Origin of the sequence: Halpernia humi, assembly GCF_900108025.1 — a bacterium.
GTDB lineage: Bacteria > Bacteroidota > Bacteroidia > Flavobacteriales > Weeksellaceae > Halpernia > Halpernia humi.
In genome coordinates, this window is record NZ_FNUS01000001.1 from 338,397 (window position 1) to 362,104 (window position 23,708).

The following is a 23,708-nucleotide window of genomic DNA, read 5'->3' on the forward strand; positions in this document are numbered from 1 at the left end:
GTTACATTGATATATTGTTACATTATTTAGTTATTTTTGCGCCGTTATACAATCTTCCTTGTGCAGAAACAATGTAGGGTTCATCTGCGTTTAGACCAGATAAAATTTCAACTTGATCACCGAATGTTTTACCAGTTTTCACCCAACGAAGAATGGCCGTATTGCTAGAACTTATGGTATAAATTCCCGTTAATTGCCCTTGTTCTACCAATGCAGATTTCGGAATCATCACACTTTCTTGGAAATCTTGGTTTGTTTTTCCGCTATTTTTAAATGGAAATTGCACATTCACAAACATTCCAGATAAAAGGTTTTTGCTGTTGGCAACATTTATTTTCACCAAGTATTGTCCACCAGTATTTGCAGAAGATTTGCTAATTTCTGCCACTGTGCCGCCAACTTCTTCGTTGGTAGATTTCAAAGTAATTTTCACCGGCATTCCTTGTTTTACTAGCGTTATGTTTTGCTCGGAAACCAAAACTTGCGCTTGCAAATTAGAGGGAGATTCTATGGTCAAAATTGGCATTCCTGGGCTCGCCATATCGCCTTGCTCGGCATATTTCGCAGTTATGACGCCTGAAATTGGCGCAGTAATATTGGTGTATTTGTATTGCGCGTTTACCTCGCTTTTCATGGCTTGCGCTGCTTCTAATCCTGCTTTTGCCATTTCGTAGCGGGATCTCATGTCATCTAATTCTTTTTGAGAAGCACTTTGGCTTTTAAATAAATTCGAAAATCTTTCATAATCTTTTTTAGCACTATTAAAGTTGGCTTGCGCTTGCGATATTTGCGCATTTGCTTGCCCACCTTTCGCTTGTATGTCGGTGCTGTTTATACTTACCAACAGTTGGCCTGCACTTACATTTTGGCCAACTTCAGCACGCAGTCCTGTGATGTAGCCCATCATTCTGGTGCTTACATTTACAGAATTTTTGGCTACTAATTTTCCACTTGCGTTTGCAAAAGCGCCTTGAGAATTAGAGTTAGATTGATTAACTGTTACTTGGATTGGCTTTTCTGAATTGGTAACATTTTTATCATCTGATGAGCAACTTGTTGTTATTACACTTAATAATAAGAGTGAATAAAGTATTATTTTCATAGGTTTTATTTTAAAAATTTATAATATTCTAATGCCGTGTTGTATTCGAAAATCGCTTGTTGGTATTCCAATTCTTTTTGCGACATTTGGGTTTCTGCGGAGAGTAAATCCGATGATTTTTCTAAACCTTGGTCGTATCTGTTTTTTCTAATTCTGTACGCTTCTGTACTTTGCTCCCAAGATAATTTGGTAAGCGAGACTTTATTATCTGCATCTAAAACTTGGCGATAAGCCTTGTTGAGTTCCAACTGATTTTGTTTTTGATATTGCTGAATTTCGGTCTGTGCTTTAGATAAATCTGCTTTGTATTTGGCTTGTTCACTTTTTGCTTTTAAGCCATCAAAAACATTCCAAGATAGTTGTAAGCCGACCAAATAGCCATTTGCATCAAATTGATATGGTTTATTATCATACACTTCAAAACTACCGAACGCATTTAATTTTGGTAAAAACTTGGCTTTTGAACTTTTGATAAGGTAATCGTAGGCTTCTAATGATTTTTCATAGGCTTGTAAATCTTTTCTATTTACGTTGAGTTGTGGATTTTTTTCTAATATATTTTCATGATAAGAAAACTCGTCTAAAGGTTTGAATACTTTATTTTCAGAATCCTCATTCAATAAAAAATAGATATAATCCGAGGCATTTCTCACATTAGATTTCGCATATTGAATCTGGCTTTCGATTTCTGAAACACGCACATTCATATACAAAACTTCAGATTTTTGTACCAAGCCGTTTTTAAAATAATTGTCGATCACTTTTTTATTTGCTAGTGTCGTTTGTTTCGCTTCTTCTAAAACTTTCACCACTTTGTATGCCATTTGAAGTTGCAAATAGGCTTTGCTTAAATTAAACTGGAGATATTCTTTGCTTCGTTCTGCTTTTATTTTTAAAACATCTACCTGCACTTCACCTGCTTTTTTCTTATAAACCGCATCTTTATTAAAAATAGGTTGTTGAACTTCTAATTTCGTAGCAAAATTGAAAATATTGTCGGGATTGTTTAATCGAGTAGGATCAAAATCCATCATCGTAATTCTTTCTTGATTGAGTTTTGAACCAAACGCCATCAAAGGATTATTAGTAGAAATACCTGTGTAAGATGCAGTTACATTTGGCAAATACATCGCTCTGGTTTCTAGCAAACTCGCTTTTGCAGAATTTACTTCATCATTGGCTAATTTCACGGATAGATTTTGCCCCTCGATTCTTGCTTCCAAATCTTTTTTAGAAATCTGAATAGTATCCTGGCCAAAAATTTGGGTAGAAATAAAGAGTAAAAAGAATATTTTTTTCATTTTTAAATATTTATTTTTTTTAAATTGTTGTTAATAAATCGCTTTTTTAGGTGTTTTTAAAAACAAATAATTTAATGGCGATTGCATAGAACTTAATTCGATGACAAAAGTAGGTTAGCGAAAAATCTTGTACAGTGATGTTTATCACATAGCCGATAAATAAAGTGTTTTTTTAAATTAATTTAAAAAATCCAGAGGTTACAATTCATCTATTTAAAAAATAATTAGAAGTCATTTTTATACGAATAGTTTTATAATATTAAAAAAACAAAAACCCCGAATTAACGAGGTTCTAAAAATTTTTATTGATGATTTTTAAACAGTAACTACATTTGTATTCATCGTAATTTTTGATTTTATTGAATTTGAAATCAAACAATGTTGTTCTGATTTTTGTAAAACGCGTTCCGCTTTTTCGCGATCGTTTTCATTTACAATCTTTACAGTGGGTTCTAAAATAATTTCCGTCATCAAGAATTTGCCTTCCACTTGTTCTAATTTTCCGTTGGCATTGCAAGAAAAACTAGTGAATTCTAATTTAGAATTTTCTGCGATAGAAAGAAAAGTCGTCATCAAACAACCTGCAACTGCCGAAGTAAAAAGATGTTCTGGCGACCAAATACCTTCCACACCTTTTGGGAATTGCGGTGGAGTAGCGATTTCTACCTTTGTAGAAAGTTCTGGCGAAGACATTTCACCTTGTCGCTCTTTTGTCCACGCGATATCTACATTATAAAAGTGTGCTTCCATTTTATTTAAATTTTTTCATTCAAACTCATCCAGCCGCCGCCGTTGTGAACATCGGTATAGCCATTTTTCAAAAGCAAGGATTTTGCAGAGCCGCTTCTCATGCCAGAAGTGCAACAAGTGATGATGGATTTGTTTTTATCTTTTAATCTTGTGAGATTATTTGGAAGTTGATCCAGAGGGATATTGATGGCATTTTTCACATGGCCACTTGCGAATTCTCCTTTGCTTCGAACATCGAGGATGATGGCTCCTTTTTTTACAAGGTCGGCATAATCTGTTTTAGTGAATCCAAAAAATTCATTTATAGTGTCTAACATAAATTTGTGATTTTAATTGATTTAATGCAGCAAATTTATGTCTACAAAATTTATTTCACAGTAACTTATATCACAGAACGCAATAAACAGGGAGAAAATGGAACTTTTTTACTGCAAAAGCGGAAAATTTTAATTTAAAACATCAATGAAAAGACATGAGTATTTAAAAAGTTTTTCAATCCATTTTTTAGAATAGTTAATTTTTGCGGTAAATTATTTATCGGGTAAAACTCAGAGAAGTTCAATTTTATTTCGGTAAAGAATAATAAGATTTTCCTTTTCCATATTTTTCAAGACTCGGCTTGTTGCTTCGCGTGTAATGCCCAATTCATCGGCTAATTGCTGATGTGTCACAGAAATTTCCTTAGTTTGATAGAGTTGTGCTTTTTGTTTGATGAGGTGCAAAAGTCGCATATCTATCTTTTGAAACGCTACAGAATTCACCACATCTAGAAGTTCTTCAAAACGTTTTTGGTAAAGATTAAAAATAAAATCCGTCCAATCTGGATAATTTTTCACCCAAATTTTGGCTTTATCTGCCGGAATCAGCATAATTTCTGCATCTTCTTCCACAATGGCTTTTATTTTTGAAGTTTCATTTTTCATACCAGAAAGAATGGAAACAATGCAACTTTCTCCTGGCGTAATGTAATAAAGTAAGATTTCTCGTCCATCTTCTTCGGTTCTAATCACTTTTATACTACCAGAAATAACTACAGGAATATTTTTAATGTAAGCATCCATGTTTACAATCACTTCACCTGCTGCGAAATGTTTCAAGTTGCCAGAATCTTCGATTTCTTTTACTAAATCGGATTGGAATAGGTCTTTTAAAATCATAAAGTCAAAGTTAATTAAATATAATATAAATCACTAACAGAAAAGATTTATAAAAGTAAGGAAAAATTTATAGAAAAAAGAGTGTTAATTACTTTGAGTAAGCAATTTCCGCTGCATCAAATTATTTCTACGGATTTCTTGCGACATTTTTTTCAAAGCACCTTCAGTGCCTATTTTAATTGAATTTTCTGCCGAACCGAGCATTCTGCCATTGGTTTTGAAAGTATCATAAGAAGTTTCGATAATAAAATTTCCTGCTGCATCATAAAGTTTTAAACTTACGATAACTTGGTTAGAAAAAACGTATTTTCCAATTCCCACTTTAAAATATTTCACTTTTGGGATTAAAATGGCATCTGCACGGTTGTTTTTGCACATTTCAATTAGAGTTTTAGGGTCAGAAAAGCCGTAGTCTGCTGCAGTATTTACTCTCAATAATTTATAATCGCCTAAGGCATTTAATTCATTACTTAAAGCACTAAAATAGGCCGTATTTGTGGGTTCCTTTATTTCATCAATATCAGGAAAAACTTCTGGTTCGTAGGCCACAATCCGCTGAATTTTCGGGATTTTTATTTCGCGATTGATGTATTCTACACGGTTTCCGGCAACGGCACAACTCACTATGATGCACGCACTAGCCGTTACAATAATTCCAAAAAATAAAACTTTTTTCATCGGTTTTTTCTAATGCAAAAATACAACCATAAATTCATTAAATTTCAAATAGTTTAAGGATTAATAAATAAATTTAGTCAATATTTCAATTAAGTTTTAATATATGGATTTTAAGTCGTACTTTTGCCGCCGTTACATAATAATCATTTAAAACAATATTGGAATGTACTTAACTCCAGAAAAAAAAGCAGAAATTTTCGCTGAATACGGCGTATCAGCAAAAGACACAGGAAGCGCAGAAGGGCAAATTGCACTTTTCACTTACCGCATCAACCATCTTTCAGGCCACCTGAAAAAAAACCACAAAGATTACGCAACAGAGAGATCTCTTGTACTTTTGGTAGGTAAAAGAAAAGCACTTTTGGATTATCTTACCAAAAAAGATATTACCAGATATAGAGCTATTATCGCAAAATTAGGACTAAGAAAATAATTCTTATTTCAGATTTAAAAATTAAGCAACTCATTTTTGGGTTGCTTTTTTTGTGAAGTAGAAATCTTTAACAAAAAATTTATTAGTAATTTTACCTAACAAAATTTTAGAAATGGACATTCAAGCAGAAAAATTAGAATTGATGGAATTGCTTTTGCAAACGGATAGCAAAAGCATTCTAGAAAAATTGAGAAATGTTTTTAAATCTGAAAAAATAGAGATTGAGTCACTATTGACTGATGAGCAATGGGCAATAGTTGCAGAAGAAAGGATGCAATATCTTCTAGGAGAAGGAGAAAATTATTCGTGGGATGAAGCGAAAAAAATAATTAGAAGTAAATAATTATTTCATTCAATGATTTATAAATTAAAACTCAGAAAAAGAGCAGTAAATCAAATGCAGAAATCTTACGATTTTTATGAAAGTAAATCAATCGCTTTAGGTGAAAAATTTATATCAACAGTTGAAAAATATTTTGAAAGAATATCGAATAATCCCAAACATTTTCAAATTAAAAGAGAAGAAATTCGAGAGGCTTATATAAAAGTTTTTCCTTTTGTAATAGTTTACCAAATTATAAAGGACACAATTATAATTTATTCCATTTTTCACACCAGCAGAAATCCTTCGAAAAAAAAATAAAGCAAATTTTGAAAGTTTGCTTTTTTTTAACACAGATTTTTATTTTAACTCGCAGACACGGTAAAATTTTTGCTTAAAGCAAAGCGGATACAACGGTTAAAATTGAAAATAAAGTGGTTTTTTTTTATAGTATTTAGTTTAAAAATTAATGCACTTAATTCTTTCATAAATTGTAACTGTAAATTTTGTCTAAACTAATTTTTCAAAAGTCTCAAGTCTCATATCTCCTACAATCTTATCTAAATTTTCAGTATCTTTGCACTCGTAAAAATAATTTTATAAAATAACCGCAATCAATACGGATTGCACAGAAGAAACAAACAATTTATGAATGCTCCACAAGCAATTATTGAAAAATTTCAATTAAAAGATGGGCGTGAAATCACGCTCGAAACAGGAAAATTAGCCAAACAAGCCGATGGTTCTGTAGTCGTAAGATGTGGCGGAACAATGCTTTTAGCAACCGTTGTAGCCAGTAAAGAAGCCAAAGAAGGTGTAGATTTTCTACCTTTAACAGTAGATTATAGAGAAAAATTCTACGCAGGTGGAAAAATCCCGGGAAACTTTTTTAGAAGAGAAGCAAGACCTTCGGATGAAGAAATTTTAACGATGAGATTAGTTGACCGCGTTTTGCGTCCACTTTTCCCATCAGATTTTCATGCAGAAGTTCAGGTGATGATTTCATTAATTTCTTATGATGAAGAAGTAATGCCAGAGACTTTAGCTGGTTTGGCAGCATCGGCAGCGATTGCTATTTCCGATATTCCTTTCAACGGGCCAATGTCAGAAGTTAGAGTCGTAAGAATTGACGGACAACTTTCTATCAACCCAAGTATGGAAAATGCCGCAAAAGCAGATCTAGATATGATGGTTGGCGGCACAAAAGATTCTATCGTAATGGTAGAAGGTGAAATGAAAGAAATTTCTGAAGCAGAAATGATCGAAGCCATCAAATATGCACACGAAGAAATTAAAGTTCAAATTCAAGCGCAAGAAAATTTAGCAGCAAGAATTGAATCTTCAAAAATAAAAAGAGAATACTCTCACGAAAATCACAACGAAGAAATTCGCGCGAAAGTTTGGAGAGAAACTTACGATAAAGTATATGCAGTAGCAACATCACCTTCCGCAAAAGAGGAAAGAGCAGAAAACTTTAAGGCGGTTCTAGAAGAATTTTTAGCACAATATTCTGAAGAAGAATTAGAAGAGGTGAAACCTTTCGCAAAAGTATATTACCACGATGTAGAAAAAGAAGCCATGCGCCAAATGATCTTAAATGAAGGTGTAAGATTAGATGGAAGAACTCCTTCAACCATTCGCCCGATTTGGTCTGAAGTAGATTATTTACCAGGAGCTCACGGTTCTGCAGTGTTCACAAGAGGTGAAACACAATCTTTAACAGCCGTAACTTTAGGTTCTGTGAAAGATGCAAACATGGTCGATACAGTGGCAATTAATTACGATCAAAAATTCTTTTTACACTACAATTTCCCGCCATTTTCTACAGGAGAAGCAAGACCTTTAAGAGGAACTTCAAGACGTGAAGTTGGTCATGGAAATTTAGCGCAAAGAGCCTTGGCGAACATGATTCCAACCGAAAATCCTTACACAATTCGAGTGGTTTCTGATATTTTAGAATCAAACGGTTCGTCTTCTATGGCAACAGTTTGCGCAGGAACTTTGGCATTAATGGATGCAGGTGTTCAAATTACGAGACCAGTTTCTGGGATTGCAATGGGATTAATTACCGATCCAAAATCTGGAAAATTCACCGTTCTTTCTGATATTTTAGGAGATGAAGATCATTTAGGTGATATGGATTTCAAAGTGACAGGAACAGAAAGAGGAATCACCGCTTGCCAAATGGATATTAAAGTTGAAGGTTTAACCATGGAAATCATGGAAACGGCTTTAAACCAATCCAAAGAAGGAAGAATGCACATTTTAGGTGAAATGTTGAAAACATTAGACGCGCCAAGAGAAGATGTGAAACCACACGCTCCGAAAATGGAAGTAATGGAAATTTCCAAAGACTTCATAGGTGCAATAATCGGACCTGGAGGAAAAATCATCCAACAAATGCAGAAAGATTTCGAAACTGTGATTGCAATTGAGGAAATTGGCAACATCGGTAGAATCGAGATTTCTGGTGTGAACAGAGCGAATATTGATGCAACAATCGCCACCATTAAAGAAATTTGTTTCGTACCAACTGTGGGCGAAGTTTACAACGGAAAAGTGGTGAAAGTAATGGATTTTGGTGCGTTTATCGCCATCGGAAAAGGGGTAGAAGGTTTACTTCACATCTCTGAAATTGAATGGAGACGTTTAGACAAAGTGCCTTACAACGAAGGCGATATGGTAGAAGTGAAATTTATGGGTTATGACGACCGCAAAAAAATGAAACTTTCCCGCAAAGTGCTTTTAGAAAGACCTCCGAGAGAAGAGCGTCCAAATAACGACAGACCGAGAGAAAATCGTCCTGAGAATAATAACCAAGGATAAGATTTAATTCTTTTTATAAATGAAACTCCCGATTTTTTCGGGAGTTTTTTTGTTGCCAGATTTGTCGCCGATGCCGAAGCCATTTATTCCTACGAAGGCACGAAGGAAATTAATTCTTTGATTGTGGGGCGGAGTATTACGGGGTTTAGTGCGTTTGTGTGAAATATTGTTTAAATGTTGCCAATAAAAAAAATAAAACATATTATTCAAATTGCATTATCATTTCTGCACCTTTACGAATGAATTCTACAGTCGCGCAATGATTTTTAACTATTTTTTTTAGACAAAATTGTATTTTTTTTCGAAGATACAGGCGAGACCGTCTTGCCAAGAGGTTTTTTTCAATAGCATAATTAATAATTTCATAATAATCAATAAATTGGTTAAATTGGCAAATATTTTTAAAATATGGCAAAAACACAAAATGATAATATTAGTGCAAAAGAAGTTTGGGAGAAACACCCAATCTCATTTTACTTAGGAAGTATGGTAACTGTTGCGGGTATTGTTTCCTTAATTTTTATATTTTATTTTAATAATAGAATAGAAGACATTAAGTTGACATACGAGAAACAAGTTGAAAACTTGAAGTCAAATCAGGCTACCGAAATTGAAGTGGTGAAAATGAAAGTTCGTCAAGAAGTTCAACAAGGACAAGTTCAAGAAATATCTAATAACTCAAACGAGGGAAAGGCTTTTCAAGAGTTTCTTAATAATTATAAAAATAAAAAATGAGAAAAAAAAATATAATATTTGTTTTAATATTTTTGATATTACTAATGTCTTTATTTTTTTCTGGGTATTACTATCGTAAATTTGAGGAAAATGAAAACGGTGTTTTTAATCAAATAAAAAAAGTAAAAAAAATTAATGATTCTATACCATTAAAAACTGATGACGCTCTAAAGAAAATCGTTCAAGATCAAAAATTAGAAATTGATAGTTTGAAAAATGTTAAATGCCCTGAAACAAAGCAAGTTTATACCACAGGATTTAAAATGGATGGCAAATCTATTACAACAGAAGAACTTTTAAAATACGTAAACGAGGTAAGTGCCCAAAAGGACTACTATAAAAGATTATTTGAGGTTCTGCAAAAAAAATATAATGTTAAGATTTCTAATGTAAATGAAAATAAGCAAGAAATTACTTATGATAATTCAAATTTACAAGAAGCATCAAATAAGTATAATGCGTTAGTAAAGGAATATAATGACTTAGTTGCAATAAAAAATGAATTATCTAAAGAAAAAAATAAACTTGCTGTAAAGTTAGGCGATAGCGAGACCTCTAATAATAATTTAAAAACAGCCTTAGAGTTGATAAAGAAAAATTATAATATAATCTATGAGGTTAAAGCGAAAAATGATTCTACAAATATAATTTCTGTAGATAAAATATCGCGTAGAAAAAACAAGTAAAACTAAATATTTATTAAAAGGATGAAAATAAATATTTTATTTTAAAATGAGCCGTAATTTCGCTACAAATACAAAACAAAACTGTGTACAATTACCCACCAAAAGTCAGCGAGAAAAATATCTGGAAAACCTTGTTGAAGTTGAACAGTGATCCGATCGCTATTATTTCTAAAAATTTTCAGGAACTGGGAAATACTTACACTTTACAGTCATTTTTGGTGAAAAAACGTTTTGTCTTTAGCCGCGATCCCGAACTGTTTGATTATGTGTTGCGGAAAAATCAAAAAAATTATGAGAAATCCGCCATTCAAACGCATGTTTTAGGGAAATATCTGGGCAAAGGTTTACTGACGAATACCGGCAAAAACTGGCTGAAACAACGCCGCCTCGTGCAGCCCAATTTCAGCAGTAAAAATATAGAACTGCTGCATCAAACGATGATCGATGAGATCAACGCCACGATTGAAAGTCAGATCAAAAATGAAACGATCGATATTTATAAGATGACCAACAGTCTCACTTTTAACATCATCGCGAAAACCTTATTTGGTAACTCGATCGACTATACACAGATCCTGAGAATTTCAGATTCTATTACAGAAATTCAAAAAATGTTTATCAAAGAGGTGCGAAAACCTTTTTTGATGTCCTGGTATAAAGTCTCGGGACAACTGAAAAAACACCTTCAACTGTCGGATGAAATGCGTGCTGTTTTCAGGGAAATTATTCTGAAACGGCAAAGTGAAACGGGAGAATTTAATGACATTCTGCAAAATCTTTTGAACAGCAGATACGAAGACAGCGGCGAACCAATGGCGATGGAACAGTTGATCGACGAAATCATCATCTTGTTCGTAGCCGGACACGAAACATCAGCGAATGCGTTGGCTTTTACCTTGTTTTTAATTGAAAATAATGTCCCTGAAAAGCAATTGTTATTAAAGGAAATCAACGATTTAGGCGATGATTTTTTATCACTAAAAACGCTTTTTGGAAATTCTAAAACAATGACGATCATCAAAGAATCTTTGCGTCTTTATCCGCCCGCGTGGATTATTGACCGCGTGGCTTTGGAGGATGATTCATTTAAAGAATTTTCTTGGGAAAAAGGGACGATCGTAGAATTTTTGCTTTACGATATGCACAGAAATTCGGCTTACTGGGAAAACCCAAATTCTTTTCTGCCCGAAAGATTCGAAGATGAAGACGTTAAAAGCAAACCTTATTTCCCTTTTGGAAATGGCGCGAGATACTGCATTGGCGAACATTTTGCCTACATGGAAATGATTCTTTTTTTGAGATTATTTTATAAAAAATACCAGTTGGAACTGGAAACCAAAGAAATGAAAACCATCGCGTTGATTACATTACGACCCGTAGAATTAAGAGGGAAGATCGTTTCAAATTTTGTGGGTATTTGATTTAAAAAATTTCATCAAAAACATTTCCCCAACCCTAAAGGGAGTATTTTTGATGAAATTTTGCGAGAAATTTTCCACCCTTTAGGGCTGGGGGAAAGAAAATTTCAGATAATTAAATTTTTTTAGAACAGATTAAAACGTAATCAAATAATTAAGAAAAATGATATTAAACCAATTAAAAAATTCACCGGAGAAAATAGATTTTAAAGAAGTCATCGCTTTTATTGAGGAGAATTTCGATTTTTCACCGACAAGATTCATCAATGGAAATACGGTAAATGAAGCCAATGAAAACAACGGTTCCTGCAAAGTTTTCAGTTTTGCGAAGTTGCAGAATTTATCCAAAGAAGAGACTTTACATTTATTTGGTGCTTTTCATAGGGAAGATGTTTTAAAAAATCCGGACGGAAACGACCATCAAAATATCCGCAATTTTATGGAATTTGGATGGGATGGAATTTCATTTGAAGGTGAAGCATTTAGCAAAAACTAGATCAAATTATCTTCATAATTTGAGTGTTTTAAATATTTGGCAACGTACTTTCAAAATTATTTTTATTTAATTTAAAACTATGAAAAAAGCGCTGTATAGAAGAGTATTAATTTAGCCCGCACCAATCGTTTCAGCTTATGTGATGAAAAAAATAAATGCACCAAAAATGTATGAAATCAGTTAATGGATTTACCAAAATTAGTATTTACAAAATTTTTTAATATACCTCAAATCAAAAAAACTCCCAAAAATTGGGAGTTAAAAACTATTTCCTAAACTTTTTCTTCCTTTTCCAAGGTGCATTTTTTTGTACATCGCCTGCCATGATGCAACCATAAGGCATCACTTCGTCCAGCACTTCTGCCAATTCGTATTCTGCCATCTGGCTACGAACAGTTTCGGCGCTTTTATAAGCACTTGGCAATTCGGAAATATCAATATCGTTGGTGAAAAATCTTACATCTAAACCTCGCGTTTCTTCGGCAAAAATTTCTTCTATAGTTTTGTGTGCCAAAGATTTTTTGTGCTGTGTTCTGCTAAAATTTCTTCCTGCGCCGTGAGGAGCAAAACCTAAATTTCTACCGTTTGTGGCTCCACGCACAATCAATACAGGCTCTGCCATATTCAGAGGGATCAATCTTGGGCCTGTAATATCCGGTAAAAATTTGTCGTCCAGCGGAGTTGCTCCTTTCGCGTGGTAAAATAAATCACCATCTCTGAATACAAAATTATGTTCATTCCAATATCTGTCTAATTTTTCTATATTTAATTCGTTCAAAATCGCTTCGTGAATCACGTTGTGATTTTGTTTCGTCCATTTTCTAATGATTTGTAATGCTTCCCAATAAGATTTTCCTTCTTCGGTTTCAAAGGGAATCCAAGCGTTTTCCTTTAAAGTTTCCGGCGACAATTCTTTTCGGAATCTTTCGGCTACTTTCATGCCTTTGTCATACAATTTTGCACCTGGAGCGCGGGAACCGTGATGAGTAATCAACATTGTATTTCCTGTTTTTTTAGAAATTCCCACAAACAAAAAGTGATTTCCATCGCCTTGAGTTCCCATGTGAGAGCGTGCAATACTGATGTTATTATCCTCTTTCAAAAACATATTTCCCCTAAAATCTTCCATCAATTCTACTGGCATTTCCAATTGCTCGCCTCTTGGTCTTCCGCCGTAACCGAAATGCGTTTTTTTGTGCGCCGTTTCCAAAACCAATTTTGGGTCAGTTTTCCCAAAATCTGTCAACATAACGGAACAGCAAATATCTGCACTGTGAAATCCGGGATGAATGGCGTTTTTTGCAATTACAACGCCGCCTACAGGAATTGTTCCTATACTTCCGGTCGGACAAGCATCGGGCATTAATGCGCCACCAACAAGCGTTGGCGTTTTCATTAATTCTTTCATGGTGGCGATTACTTTTTCCACATTATCTATTTCCGCTTCGGTTTCTGCTTTGATGTTGATGACGAATTCTTTCGGTTCTTCGAGCAAAGGAATTGGGTCCGGACTTTTAAATTGCTCTAAATATTCTATCATTTCTATTTCGTTTAAATCTTTTTCGTTAATGAATTGTAAAGCTTCATTAAACCATTTTGCAGGTCTAAAACCTAAATTGATTAAATCGTTTCCTGTTGTTTTCATTTTGTTTCTTTAAATTGATAGTGCAAAGTAAATAGGCAATTGCGCAATCTTTTTGCGTAGTTAAAATTATTTTAATTATTTTTGAGTAAATAATTAAAAATGATGCTAGAACAACTAAGAAATTCTCCCGAAACAATCGATTTTAAAGATGTTATAGCGTTTATCGAAGAAAATTATGATTTCACGCCAACGAAGTTCACGAACGGAAAAACAGTAAATGAAGCCAATGAAAATAATGGGTCTTGCAAAGTTTTCAGTTTTGGGAAATTAAATAATCTTTCAAAAGAAGAAACTTTGGCGCTGTTTGGCACATTTTATAGAGTAGATGTTTTGCAAAATCTGGACGGAAGCGATCATCAAAATATCAGAAATTTCATAGAATTTGGTTGGGAAGGAATTTCTTTTGAAAGTGATGCTTTGAAATTGAAAGAATTTTAACCTTGTCAAGGGTTTCAGCGAATCTCTTGCAACCCGACTTGAACGGAGCTCTTTTTTATATAATTTTTTATGCGGTGTGATAGTTTAAAAATTTTATAAAAAAAGCGGGAGTGGAAGGCGGATTAGTTGCCCAAATAAAATATTTAATAAATTTTTTCAAAATATGTCATCCAACAAAAACGCTCTTATTCGCTATAAAACCATTGATAATTGCCTCAGAAACAGATCGAAAGAATATACTTTGGAAGATTTGATTGATGTTTGTTCTGATGCTTTGTTTGAATTTGAAGGCAAAGAGTCTTTTTTAAGTAAAAGAACAATTCAGTTGGATATTCAGAATATGAGAAGTGAAAAATTGGGTTACAATGCGCCAATTGAGGTTTACAACAAAAAATTTTACCGGTATTCTGATGAGAGTTTTAGTATAAAAAATATTCCTGTTACCGAGAATGATGTACAAATCATAAATGAATCTATACAATTATTAAAACAATTTAAAGATTTTTCGCTTTTTAAACAAATGAGTGGCGTAATACAAAGATTGGAAGATTCTGTTTATTCTGGCCACAACCAGAAGTCTATAATTCATTTGGATAAAAATGAAAATCTGAAAGGCTTGGAGTTTATTGATGTTTTGTATGAAGCGATTTTGAAGAAAAAAGTGCTGAATGTAGCTTACAAATCTTTCAAAGCGAGGGAAATAAACCAAATGCGGATTCATCCGCAATTATTGAAGGAATTCAATAATAGATGGTTTGTAATTTGTTGGCACAAAACGAGAATTTATAATCTTGCTTTGGATAGAATTGAGGTGATTTCTGACGATTTGGAAGAAAAATATATCGATAAAAACATAGATGCAGATGAGTATTTCAGCGAAGTAATTGGCGCAACTGTTTCTGAAAGAAACCGCCCAACGAACGTTATTTTTTTTGTTGAAAAAAATAATGCACCTTATGTAAAAACCAAACCGTTTCATCATTCTCAAGAAATTTTAGAGGAACATGAAAATGGCACATTGTTTAAAATAAAAGTTCAACTCAACTTTGAATTAGAACGCATGATTTTAGGTTTTGGAGATTTAATAACCGTTATGCAACCTCGAAAATTGAAATTGAGAATAGAACAGACCTTAAAAAATGCAGTCAAAAATTATCAAGTTTAATTTAAAACTAAATTGAAAAAAAAGGTTTAGAATCATTTTTAAAAATTGAAATTTTTTCGAAAGCAACTCACCGATATGGCGAAACCAGCCATTTCAAAATATTATATTCTGAATTTCGCCAATAATATGATCCTTTTAAAACCCAAGAAATTCCAAACGGAATAAGCGTGGTGCTTTCAAAAAGCAAAGTAGAATAAGGGAAATCTAAATTTTTGAAAATGGAGAGAAATGCAATTGCTAAAATACTGATAATCATAATGTAACTGCAAATTTTGTAGGTTTTATTTCTGCGAATTTTTTTCTTATCGATTGGTTTATTTTTATCTGGTTTTTGAAAAATAACAAGACAAAAAACTGCAAAACATATAAAAAGTACGGTTGCAAAAGTAAAATGAAGAATATTGAAAACCTTTGACGTTTCTGCCCAAGTTGGGATATTTATAAATTGATAGCCGATATAACCTTTCGCATTAGTCGGGAATATGGCAACGCCTGCCGCGCAAAATCCAGCAAGGTTTGCGAGCCAATTTTCTAATCGGTAAGTGCCTTTATAAGTTATTAAAAAAGTAGATAGTGCCGCCAAAGTGCCCACAAAAATAGTATGAGAAAAACTGTAATAATAATGGCTAAGAGAAGGTTGCAGAATTCCGCCAAAAATGATGAGTGCAAAAGGCAACAAGATTCCTAAAATTCCAATTAATTGTCTTAATTTAAAATAAGAAATGGTGGTAGAATCGGTTTTTTCGGTTGCTAGTTCTTTTATTGTAGGAATTTCCATCGTTTGAAATTTTATTGAATTAATAACAAATATCCAGCAATATTCGTAAATTTTTTGGGGTGTTTTTCCTATTTTTTAAACAAAATCATAAACGCCGTTTTTCCAACCCAAAATTTTCGTAGAATCTGCGCCGAGCCAATTTTTCAGAACTGTGGCGTAAACTTTCCGGAAATCTTCGGTGTAAATTAAATCGCCATCGTTGAGGTTTTGTAAATCTGGAAGTGCGTTTAGAATGCCTTTTTTCCTTAATCCACCGGAAATAAAAAACATTTGGTTTGCCGTTCCGTGGTCGGTGCCATTGCTTGCATTTTGAGAAACGCGACGTCCGAATTCTGAAAATGTCATCAGCAAAACATCTTCAAACAATCCATTTGCTTTTAAATCCGCCACAAAAGATTTTATGGATTCATTAATATCATCAAATAATTTTTCTTGTCTTTGGTTTTGGTTAATGTGCGTGTCAAAACTACCCACTTGCAGGTAATAAACTTTCGTATTAATATCCGATTTTATAAGTGAAGCGATGGTTTTAAAATCTTTTCCCAGAGCAGATTTTGGATAAATTTGGTTGGTAGATTTGGTTTTGCTTTCCTCAAAAATATAAGAGGCATTATTAATGGTTTCGCCCAAAGTTTGGTATAAATATTCTACAGTTTCATCTTCATGATGGTGATTTGCATATAAAGATTTGAAATAATTTTCCTTTGAAGTTTCGTATAATCTTTGCGGATCTTTAAAGGCAAACGCTTTTTTTTCTTTCCCTTTCATAGCCAAACTTAGCATATCATCCACTTCTAAAGCTTGCGTTGGATGTGTGCACTTGTGGCATTCTTCATCCAAATATCTTCCGATCCAGCCAGTTTCTAAAAATTCTTTACTGCCACTTGCAGATTGCCAAATATCCATACTTCGGAAATGCGATTTATTGGGTTCTGGATAACCTACATTATTTAAAACCGCAATTTCTCCACCGTCATAAAGTTCTTTAAAATAACTCAAAGCAGGATTTATCCCCACTTCATCTGTTAAATTTAGGGCATTTTTTATAGAAATTCTTGGTCGTTCTTTGAAATAAATATCATTTCTTGTTGGGATTATGGTGTTTAAACCATCATTGCCGCCGCTGAGTTGCAAAACCACCAAAACTTTATTGTCTTTATCCAAAGAATCGGGCAATGTAAGTGCTTTTAAAAAATTTGGCAACATGATAGATGCTGCAGCCAAAGAACCTGTTTTTAAGAAATCCCTTCTTTTAAGTATCATAATTTTTAAGTAAAAAGTAAAAAGTAAAATTTAGTGACATCAAACAAGTTTAAACCAAATTAAACCTTGTGAAACCAATTAGCACAACTGATATTCCGGAACACTCATGATATTAATAATATCCATCTTCACGCTGCCGTCGGAAAATTGTTTCATGTATTTTCCGTCGCCACTTATCTTTTTTTGAAGCAGTATTTCAGCAATATTTTTATCTTTAAAAACGCTTTCAATCTCTTGCCAATCAATAATAAAATTGCTTTTTCTAAATTTTCTATTTCCATTATTTTGTGCGCCCATTCCCATTTGTATATCATCATCTGCTTTTGGCTGAAGGGCTAAAGGCCGAATGCCACTAAATAATTGTGGCATTTGCATACGTAAAAGTAGAGTAGAGCTATCGATCCAAGATTTACCGGTTGGCCATCCCGAAACATTGGGTGGATAAAAAATCATTTGCCCTAATAAATTTTGGTAAATGATCAGTTGTCTTTTTTGGATGATATTATCGACGGGTAAAATTCTAAAAATACCCGCCATTAATTCTATCGGAGATTTTATTTTTGCGCCGATATTTTTTTCATCAAAAAACCAATCAGAAGTAAAAATTTCGGTCATAAGTTTTTTTATATCGTATTTAGAATTATAAAAATTATTAGCGAGTTTTGCCACAATTTTATGATCTAAAGTATCATTTACAAAAAATTTATAAATTTTAATGGTAATAAATATAGCCGTTGATTTTTGGGCTAAAATAATATCCAAAATATCATCACCGCTAAAATTTCCTGTTTTTCCTAAAAATGTTTTTTCGCCAAAATCGTGAATTCTAGCACGTTCTATAAAATTGCCTTCTTTAGAAAAACTCCACCCAGTGAAAGCACGTGCTGCTTCTTTCACATCTTTTTCGGTGTAGTTACCGCGTCCCAAGGTGAAGAGTTCCATCACTTCTCGCGCAAAATTTTCATTGGGATGGTCTTTTTTATTTTGTTGATTATTAAGAAATTGCAACATCGATGGAGATTTTGAAACAGCCTTCAATAAATCTCCAAAATTCCCCAGCGCATTTTCTCGAACGATTTGCAATAATTGCGCGTTATAGCGCGAATTTATAACACGAGTCGCAAAATGACCGTTCCAGAAAAATGCCATTTTTTCTCTCAATTGATCTTTTGAATTTACCATTTCATTAAAAAATTTTAAATTCAGGCTGATATTTTCTTGGCGGTTTATTTTTGTTTTCTCTTTTTTTTCTTCTGGACTTAATTTCGCAATTACTGCATAATCTTGCAGAGCATCTTCTGAACCAACAGAAAGACTTTTCAATTGATTTTCTTTGCTCAATTGCTTCCAAATTTTTGAAGGACTCGTTTGCGATAAACTATCAATTTGCGAAAGATTGATGCCGAAACCGGCGCGAGAAAGCAAATGTTTGTTTTTAGAAAAATTAGAAATTTCCATTGGTAGGCATTTGTTTTTATGATAAACGATTTTATAAAAAGTTAAAACAATAGAATGCTTTTCTTAAAAAATGAAGATTTTCTTGTTTTATTATTTTAAATGTTTTAAAAACATTAATAAATTTATATCTTTGAGAAAAGTAACATTATGAGCGACACTGCAAAATTTGAACTCTACCTCCCAGGATTGCAAAATCCGCAAAATAGTAATCTTAATATTCTTTCTGCGGATATTCGGGCAGATCAAACCACTTTCAATTATTACCATATAAAAGAGGGCAATTTGGTTTTATTAAAAGAGGAAACCTACAATACTTTTGATTTTCCTTCATTTTCTGCAATGGCATTGCAGTTTTTGGGCGATCACAATTTAGATAAACCCGAAAGATTTTCGCTTGGCGTTCCAGGCCCTGTTATTAATAATAATTGTGTGGCAGAAAGATTACCATGGTCTTTAGTAGCAGAAGATATCAAAGCAGAAAGCGGCGTCGAAGATGTTTTTTTAATTAATGATATGGAAGCCACAGCCTATTTTATGGGAAATTTAACGCCGCACTGCCTGATGCCAATTTATGAGCACGGAAATATTTCTTCTGGAAATGTGGCAATTTTAGCACCCGGAAATGGTTTAGGTGAAGCAGGAATGTTCTGGGACGGAAAACATCTAAGACCATTTGCAACAGAAGGCGGCCATTCAGAATTTTCACCAAGAACAGATATTGAAGTTGAATTTTACCAATATTTAAAATCTATCTACGGTATTGTAAGTTGGGAATCTGTGCTTTCTAAGGATGGATTATTTAATATTTATAGATTTTTGAGAGATGTGCAACGGCATAAAGAACCAGAATGGTTAACTCTAAAAATCCAAGAAGGCGAAGATTTCACACAAGTTATTTGTGCTGCCGCAACTGAAGAAAGAGAAATGATTTGTAAACTAACGATGGATACTTTTATTGATTTTCTTGCCCGTGAAGCAAATAGTTTGGTTTTAAAATTAAAAGCAACTGGTGGACTCATTATCGGTGGAGAAATCCCAATTACCATTAAAAATTATATCAATAAAGAAAAATTTTATAAAAAATTTATCATCAGTGATAAAATGGAAAGATTGCTGAAAGATGTCAATATTTACTTCTTGCTAAATGAAAAGACTATTGCTTCTGGAGCCGCTTATTATGGTGCATTTCACGTGAATTAATTATCTTATGATAACTTTGGAATTCTAGATTAAATCTATATTTGCAGCATAAATTTAATAAATATGAAAAAGTTTTTTTTAACCTTCGTTTTTATCGGAAGTTTAATCTCTGCACAAACGAAAAACGTTACAACTTCAGACGTACATTGGTGGGGCTATAAAGTGGCAAAAACAGAGGCCTCTTCACACGACGGAAGTGTAAAAATGAAATCTGGAAATATAGTGATGAAAGGCAATAAAATTGTTGGGGGCACTTTTGTTTTGGATATGACGAGCATAAATGCTGAAGATTTAACAGGAGAGTATCAGCAAAAATTGAATGGACACCTTAAAACTGGCGATTTCTTCGAAGTTGAAAAATTTCCTTTGGCTACTTATACTATTACTTCTGTTGTGAAAAATAACGATAAAATGTATCCTTATTTAGTAAAAGGCAACCTAACCGCAAAAGGCGTTACAAAAGCTGTAAATTTCCCTGCCGTAATTGGTATTAATAAAGGTTTATTAACATTAAAATCTAGTAAATTTTCCTTTAATCGTCAAGATTTTGGTATTGCTTATCAATCAACTATGAAAGACGTTTTTGTAAAAGATGATATAGATTTGCAAGTAAGTTTTCAAGCCAAATAAAAGTTTAAAATTTTATTCTAAAAGCAGTTTTTTTAAACTGCTTTTTTTATTTTTGTTCATATGAAAGTTTATGTTATTAGCGGTTTAGGCGCAGATTTTACCGTTTTAGAAAAGTTGAAATTCAATCCTAATTTAGATATTATTTTTATCGAGTGGCTCATTCCCACACAAAATGAAAGTTTTGAAAATTATGTTAAAAGAATGGCTGAAAGCATTTCTGCGACTGAAGAATTCTACCTTTTGGGCTATTCATTTGGTGGTATTTTGGTTCAGGAAATCCATAAATTAAAACCCGCAAAAAAAGTGGTCATTTTAGGTAGTATAAAATCAGATTCCGAAAAATCTTTTGCTATGAAAGCAGGGAAAATTACAAAAATCACTAAGATTTTACCTTTAAAATTTTACGGTGCAATTTCGACTGAATATTATGGATTTATTCGCAAACTTTTTGATTCTAAAAACGCAAATGTGATGACGTATTTTCGGGTTCGAGATCCTTACTATTTGCAATGGTCTATCCAGAATATTCTTGATTGGAAAATGGAAAAAATGCCGGAAGTTATCCAAATTTTAGCCGAAAAAGACTTGGTTTTCCCTTTAAAAAATAGCCAGCCAGATTATGTTATAAAAGATGCAACACATCTTTTTCCATTAACAAAACATAAGGAAGTTTCAAAAATTTTGGCGGAAATTTTAGTTTAAGAAATTTTTATCATTAATTTTTATTTTATTTGTATAAATATTTAAAAAAAGAATATGAATAAAAATTTTATCAATTTAAAAGAAGAATTACTCCGAAAAGGCTTTTCCGAAAGAAATTTTGATTATCTCTACAATGCAGTAAAAAGCGGTAAAAATAGAGAAGTTATATTCAAAAACTTAACATCTGATGTTAGAAAAGTAGAGCCAAGTATGGCAACCGAAGCACTTGATAAAATATTTGAAATTAATGGTGGAGAATTCAAGTATGAAAACCGAAATGGTTATATGTATTCCATTGCCTATGCAATAGTTGCTGTGCTGTCGTTGCTAATGATTATTGCCTATCTTAATGGAAGTTTTATAAAATTGAAATTATTTATTGCAGCAATTGCAGGTTTTTTTATTTTTTCTTACAAATTTGTGACAACACTTTACAAATCTAGTCGCGGCAAATACCGAGGTGAATAATAAATTAAATTTTCTCTATTTCCCATCCAACTTCCAATCTACAACTGGTTTTTTCTTTTTTACAAATAAATAAAGTTCGGCAGAAAGTAGCATTCCAACCGTTGGGCACAGCATGTAAATCCAGAAATCGGTATAAATTCTTGCGGGAATTGCGCTTGCTAATGTTCTCGCAGGGTTCATTCCAAATCCAGAAATTGGTCCGGTAATATAAACGTAAACGCCTACTAGTATTGCGGCCAAATAAGGAACGGTATTTTTTAGTTTTTTAATATCGGAAAAAAACAAAACCATCGTAATCATAAAAAAGGCGCTTAAAGTTTCAGATAAAACGGCTTCCCAAATCGCAATATTTTTACCAGGAACTGTTACTACAAAATTTACAGGCGCGCTGCTTAATATGTTTCCCATTAAAAATCCCATTAAATAAACCGCCGATAAACCACCAATAGTTTGAAATATAGAATACCAAATGCTATTTTCTAAACTAATTTGCCCCAATCGCCACCTCATAATTGTAACAGACGGATTGATGAACGCACCTGAAGGCGCCGTTAAAGGGGATAAAAAAATAAAAAGTGCGGTCAAACACATCGCTATTGCCATTATTGCTAATCTCAAATGCGGATTCGGAATTTCTAGATGAATGAAAGTACTTTTATGTTCTAAAAATCCATCGAAAAAACATGCGGAAATCATAAAAATAAATAGGCCCAACGCTTCCTGCAAAAATAAAACGTAGTTCTTTCGGAGTGTTTCTAGCATTGCTTTTATGTCATGTTTTTTGAATGTGCAATTTAAAAATAAAATATTTGGTTTTTATCTAGATTTAAAAAACTAATAATCAATTAATTAATATTTTTTATTAATTTTATTTAAAATATAAAGATGAAATCTAATTTGGCATATCTTCATTCTTATAAACAAAGGCTTGCTTTTATAAGCGTTTCCGTGGCAATTATCGCCCTTTCAATCTACTTTAATTTTTTTCAAAAAACTGAAAATCCAGAATTCTCAAAGCTTACATTTTCAGAAACTAAAACTGAAATTCTTCCTTTAAATATAGCCAAATTTAATCCAAATACACTTTCAACGGAAGAATGGAAGGCTTTGGGTTTTTCGGAAAAGCAAGTTGCCACGATTTTGAAATACAAAGAAATTGTGGGCGGTGCTTTTACTTCTAAAAACCAACTGAAAAAATGCTATGCGATTTCTGAAGAAAAATTTTCGCAATTAGAAGCCTATATTTTATTGACTGATGAAGCGGGTAAAAAGCAAAATTTTAAGCAAAATAAATGGGTGAAAAAAGAATTAATAATTTCCGGAAAATTTAATCCCGATTTATATTCTGAAGCAGATTGGGTGAAAATGGGTTTTTCTGAGCGCCAAGCAGCAGGCATTTTAAAATATAAAAACTATTTGGGTGGCAGTTTTGTAAGCAAAGAAAAATTTAAAGAATGCTATATGATTAATGAAGAAAATTACGCTAAAATGTCGCCTTTTCTACTGTTACCAAGCAAAACGCCAGCAGATTTTAATCCATACAAAAAAAATTATGCAAAAGAAAAACGAATAATAAAATATCAAAATTTTGATCCCAATTTATTAGATTTCGAAGCTTGGAAAAAACTTGGCTTTTCTGATAAACAAGTGCAAAATATCTTGAATTATAAAGAAAGATTTTTAAAAGGTAGTTTTAAAACATTAGACGATGTTTCGCGCTGCTACATGATTTCTCCGGAAAAATTTGAAGAAATGAAGCCATTTATAAAATTGAATCCAGATAATTTTGCAGTTAATAATGTGGTAAATTCTAATGTAGAAATGCCAAAACAAAAAACCGATTTCGCGAAAATTGATTTGAATAAAATTACTTTTCAGCAGCTAAAAGAATTTGGTTTTAGTGATAGAGCAGCGGCAAGTTACCTCGCATTTCGGAAAAAATTAGGTGGTTTTTCAACCAAAGATCAGATTCTTAAAACCTATAATATTGATAAGGAATTAACCCAAAAATTAATTCAAATGTCAACATTATCTCCTTTAATTGCCGAAAAGTAAGA

At 32.9% G+C, this 23,708-nt stretch carries 26 protein-coding genes; 15 read left to right on the forward strand and 11 right to left on the reverse strand.

Annotated elements, in window-relative coordinates:
• Window positions 1-22 precede the first annotated feature (22 nt).
• The 6 genes from C4S29_RS01595 to C4S29_RS01620 form a co-directional block, all read right to left on the reverse strand.
• Window positions 23-1,102, reverse strand: coding sequence for an efflux RND transporter periplasmic adaptor subunit (locus tag C4S29_RS01595; protein WP_103912372.1), 1,080 nt, complete (start codon window positions 1,100-1,102; stop codon window positions 23-25).
• Between the two features lie 5 nt (window positions 1,103-1,107).
• Window positions 1,108-2,403 (reverse strand): TolC family protein, encoded by a 1,296-nt coding sequence (locus tag C4S29_RS01600; RefSeq protein WP_103912373.1) that lies wholly within the window; start codon window positions 2,401-2,403, stop codon window positions 1,108-1,110.
• 315 nt (window positions 2,404-2,718) lie between these two features.
• Complete coding sequence (locus tag C4S29_RS01605) at window positions 2,719-3,153, reverse strand: OsmC family protein (protein WP_103912374.1); 435 nt, start codon at window positions 3,151-3,153, stop codon at window positions 2,719-2,721.
• 5 nt (window positions 3,154-3,158) lie between these two features.
• Entirely contained in the window at window positions 3,159-3,470 is a 312-nt protein-coding gene (locus C4S29_RS01610) for a rhodanese-like domain-containing protein (RefSeq protein WP_103912375.1), read from the reverse strand.
• A 231-nt stretch (window positions 3,471-3,701) separates the two neighbouring features.
• Entirely contained in the window at window positions 3,702-4,310 is a 609-nt protein-coding gene (locus C4S29_RS01615; protein WP_103912376.1) for a Crp/Fnr family transcriptional regulator, read from the reverse strand.
• An 84-nt stretch (window positions 4,311-4,394) separates the two neighbouring features.
• Window positions 4,395-4,988 carry a pyruvate decarboxylase gene (locus C4S29_RS01620; protein ID WP_103912377.1) on the reverse strand — a complete coding sequence of 198 codons (594 nt, stop codon included), beginning with the start codon at window positions 4,986-4,988 and terminating at the stop codon, window positions 4,395-4,397.
• A gap of 163 nt (window positions 4,989-5,151) precedes the next feature.
• Between C4S29_RS01620 and rpsO the strand changes: the two genes are divergently transcribed.
• From rpsO to C4S29_RS01665, 8 genes are all read left to right on the forward strand, one after another.
• On the forward strand, window positions 5,152-5,421 hold the full coding sequence (gene rpsO, locus C4S29_RS01625) for a 30S ribosomal protein S15 (RefSeq protein WP_103912378.1): 270 nt from the start codon (window positions 5,152-5,154) through the stop codon (window positions 5,419-5,421).
• 112 nt (window positions 5,422-5,533) lie between these two features.
• Complete coding sequence (locus C4S29_RS01630; protein WP_103912379.1) at window positions 5,534-5,764, forward strand: hypothetical protein; 231 nt, start codon at window positions 5,534-5,536, stop codon at window positions 5,762-5,764.
• 12 nt (window positions 5,765-5,776) lie between these two features.
• Window positions 5,777-6,064 carry a type II toxin-antitoxin system RelE/ParE family toxin gene (locus C4S29_RS01635; protein ID WP_103912380.1) on the forward strand — a complete coding sequence of 96 codons (288 nt, stop codon included), beginning with the start codon at window positions 5,777-5,779 and terminating at the stop codon, window positions 6,062-6,064.
• A gap of 327 nt (window positions 6,065-6,391) precedes the next feature.
• On the forward strand, window positions 6,392-8,569 hold the full coding sequence (locus tag C4S29_RS01640) for a polyribonucleotide nucleotidyltransferase (RefSeq protein ID WP_103912381.1): 2,178 nt from the start codon (window positions 6,392-6,394) through the stop codon (window positions 8,567-8,569).
• A gap of 408 nt (window positions 8,570-8,977) precedes the next feature.
• Window positions 8,978-9,304 (forward strand): hypothetical protein, encoded by a 327-nt coding sequence (locus C4S29_RS01650; RefSeq protein WP_103912383.1) that lies wholly within the window; start codon window positions 8,978-8,980, stop codon window positions 9,302-9,304.
• Window positions 9,301-9,990, forward strand: a complete 690-nt coding sequence (locus C4S29_RS01655; protein ID WP_103912384.1) for a hypothetical protein — start codon at window positions 9,301-9,303, stop codon at window positions 9,988-9,990. Before C4S29_RS01650 ends, C4S29_RS01655 begins: the two co-directional genes overlap by 4 nt.
• An 83-nt stretch (window positions 9,991-10,073) precedes the next feature.
• Window positions 10,074-11,411 carry a cytochrome P450 gene (locus C4S29_RS01660; protein WP_159969816.1) on the forward strand — a complete coding sequence of 446 codons (1,338 nt, stop codon included), beginning with the start codon at window positions 10,074-10,076 and terminating at the stop codon, window positions 11,409-11,411.
• Window positions 11,412-11,571: 160 nt separating this feature from the next.
• Window positions 11,572-11,904, forward strand: coding sequence for a HopJ type III effector protein (locus tag C4S29_RS01665; protein WP_103912386.1), 333 nt, complete (start codon window positions 11,572-11,574; stop codon window positions 11,902-11,904).
• Between the two features lie 265 nt (window positions 11,905-12,169).
• On the opposite strand, the gene C4S29_RS01670 is transcribed toward C4S29_RS01665, so the two are convergent.
• Window positions 12,170-13,549, reverse strand: a complete 1,380-nt coding sequence (locus C4S29_RS01670; protein WP_103912387.1) for an RtcB family protein — start codon at window positions 13,547-13,549, stop codon at window positions 12,170-12,172.
• Window positions 13,550-13,648: 99 nt separating this feature from the next.
• Here C4S29_RS01670 and C4S29_RS01675 point away from each other — a divergent pair, with 99 nt between their 5' ends.
• Together C4S29_RS01675 and C4S29_RS01680 are read left to right on the forward strand one after the other, a co-directional pair.
• The gene (locus C4S29_RS01675) at window positions 13,649-13,987 is read left to right on the forward strand and encodes a HopJ type III effector protein (RefSeq protein WP_103912388.1); all 339 of its coding nucleotides are present in this window, start codon (window positions 13,649-13,651) and stop codon (window positions 13,985-13,987) included.
• A gap of 163 nt (window positions 13,988-14,150) precedes the next feature.
• Entirely contained in the window at window positions 14,151-15,152 is a 1,002-nt protein-coding gene (locus tag C4S29_RS01680) for a helix-turn-helix transcriptional regulator (protein WP_103912389.1), read from the forward strand.
• A 67-nt stretch (window positions 15,153-15,219) separates the two neighbouring features.
• Here C4S29_RS01680 and C4S29_RS01685 read toward each other — a convergent pair whose 3' ends face one another.
• The 3 genes from C4S29_RS01685 to C4S29_RS01695 all read right to left on the reverse strand — a co-directional run bounded on the left by C4S29_RS01685 (window position 15,220) and on the right by C4S29_RS01695 (window position 18,651).
• Window positions 15,220-15,930: an ETRAMP family protein gene (locus tag C4S29_RS01685; protein WP_103912390.1), complete on the reverse strand. Its 711-nt coding sequence runs from the start codon at window positions 15,928-15,930 to the stop codon at window positions 15,220-15,222.
• Window positions 15,931-16,005: 75 nt separating this feature from the next.
• Entirely contained in the window at window positions 16,006-17,193 is a 1,188-nt protein-coding gene (locus C4S29_RS01690; RefSeq protein WP_103912391.1) for a DUF1501 domain-containing protein, read from the reverse strand.
• A 78-nt stretch (window positions 17,194-17,271) separates the two neighbouring features.
• Window positions 17,272-18,651 carry a DUF1800 domain-containing protein gene (locus C4S29_RS01695; protein WP_103912392.1) on the reverse strand — a complete coding sequence of 460 codons (1,380 nt, stop codon included), beginning with the start codon at window positions 18,649-18,651 and terminating at the stop codon, window positions 17,272-17,274.
• Window positions 18,652-18,798: 147 nt separating this feature from the next.
• Here C4S29_RS01695 and C4S29_RS01700 point away from each other — a divergent pair, with 147 nt between their 5' ends.
• The 4 genes from C4S29_RS01700 (at window position 18,799) to C4S29_RS01715 (ending at window position 21,651) form a co-directional block, all read left to right on the forward strand.
• Window positions 18,799-19,851: a glucokinase gene (locus C4S29_RS01700; RefSeq protein ID WP_103912393.1), complete on the forward strand. Its 1,053-nt coding sequence runs from the start codon at window positions 18,799-18,801 to the stop codon at window positions 19,849-19,851.
• Between the two features lie 63 nt (window positions 19,852-19,914).
• Window positions 19,915-20,481, forward strand: a complete 567-nt coding sequence (locus C4S29_RS01705; RefSeq protein ID WP_103912394.1) for a YceI family protein — start codon at window positions 19,915-19,917, stop codon at window positions 20,479-20,481.
• Window positions 20,482-20,541: 60 nt separating this feature from the next.
• Window positions 20,542-21,183 (forward strand): alpha/beta hydrolase, encoded by a 642-nt coding sequence (locus C4S29_RS01710; protein ID WP_103912395.1) that lies wholly within the window; start codon window positions 20,542-20,544, stop codon window positions 21,181-21,183.
• 54 nt (window positions 21,184-21,237) lie between these two features.
• On the forward strand, window positions 21,238-21,651 hold the full coding sequence (locus C4S29_RS01715; RefSeq protein ID WP_103912396.1) for a hypothetical protein: 414 nt from the start codon (window positions 21,238-21,240) through the stop codon (window positions 21,649-21,651).
• A gap of 15 nt (window positions 21,652-21,666) precedes the next feature.
• On the opposite strand, the gene C4S29_RS01720 is transcribed toward C4S29_RS01715, so the two are convergent.
• Window positions 21,667-22,413, reverse strand: coding sequence for an aquaporin (locus C4S29_RS01720; RefSeq protein WP_103912397.1), 747 nt, complete (start codon window positions 22,411-22,413; stop codon window positions 21,667-21,669).
• A 123-nt stretch (window positions 22,414-22,536) separates the two neighbouring features.
• On the opposite strand from C4S29_RS01720, the gene C4S29_RS01725 reads away from it, so the two are divergent.
• Complete coding sequence (locus tag C4S29_RS01725) at window positions 22,537-23,706, forward strand: helix-hairpin-helix domain-containing protein (RefSeq protein ID WP_103912398.1); 1,170 nt, start codon at window positions 22,537-22,539, stop codon at window positions 23,704-23,706.
• Window positions 23,707-23,708: the final 2 nt, after the last annotated feature.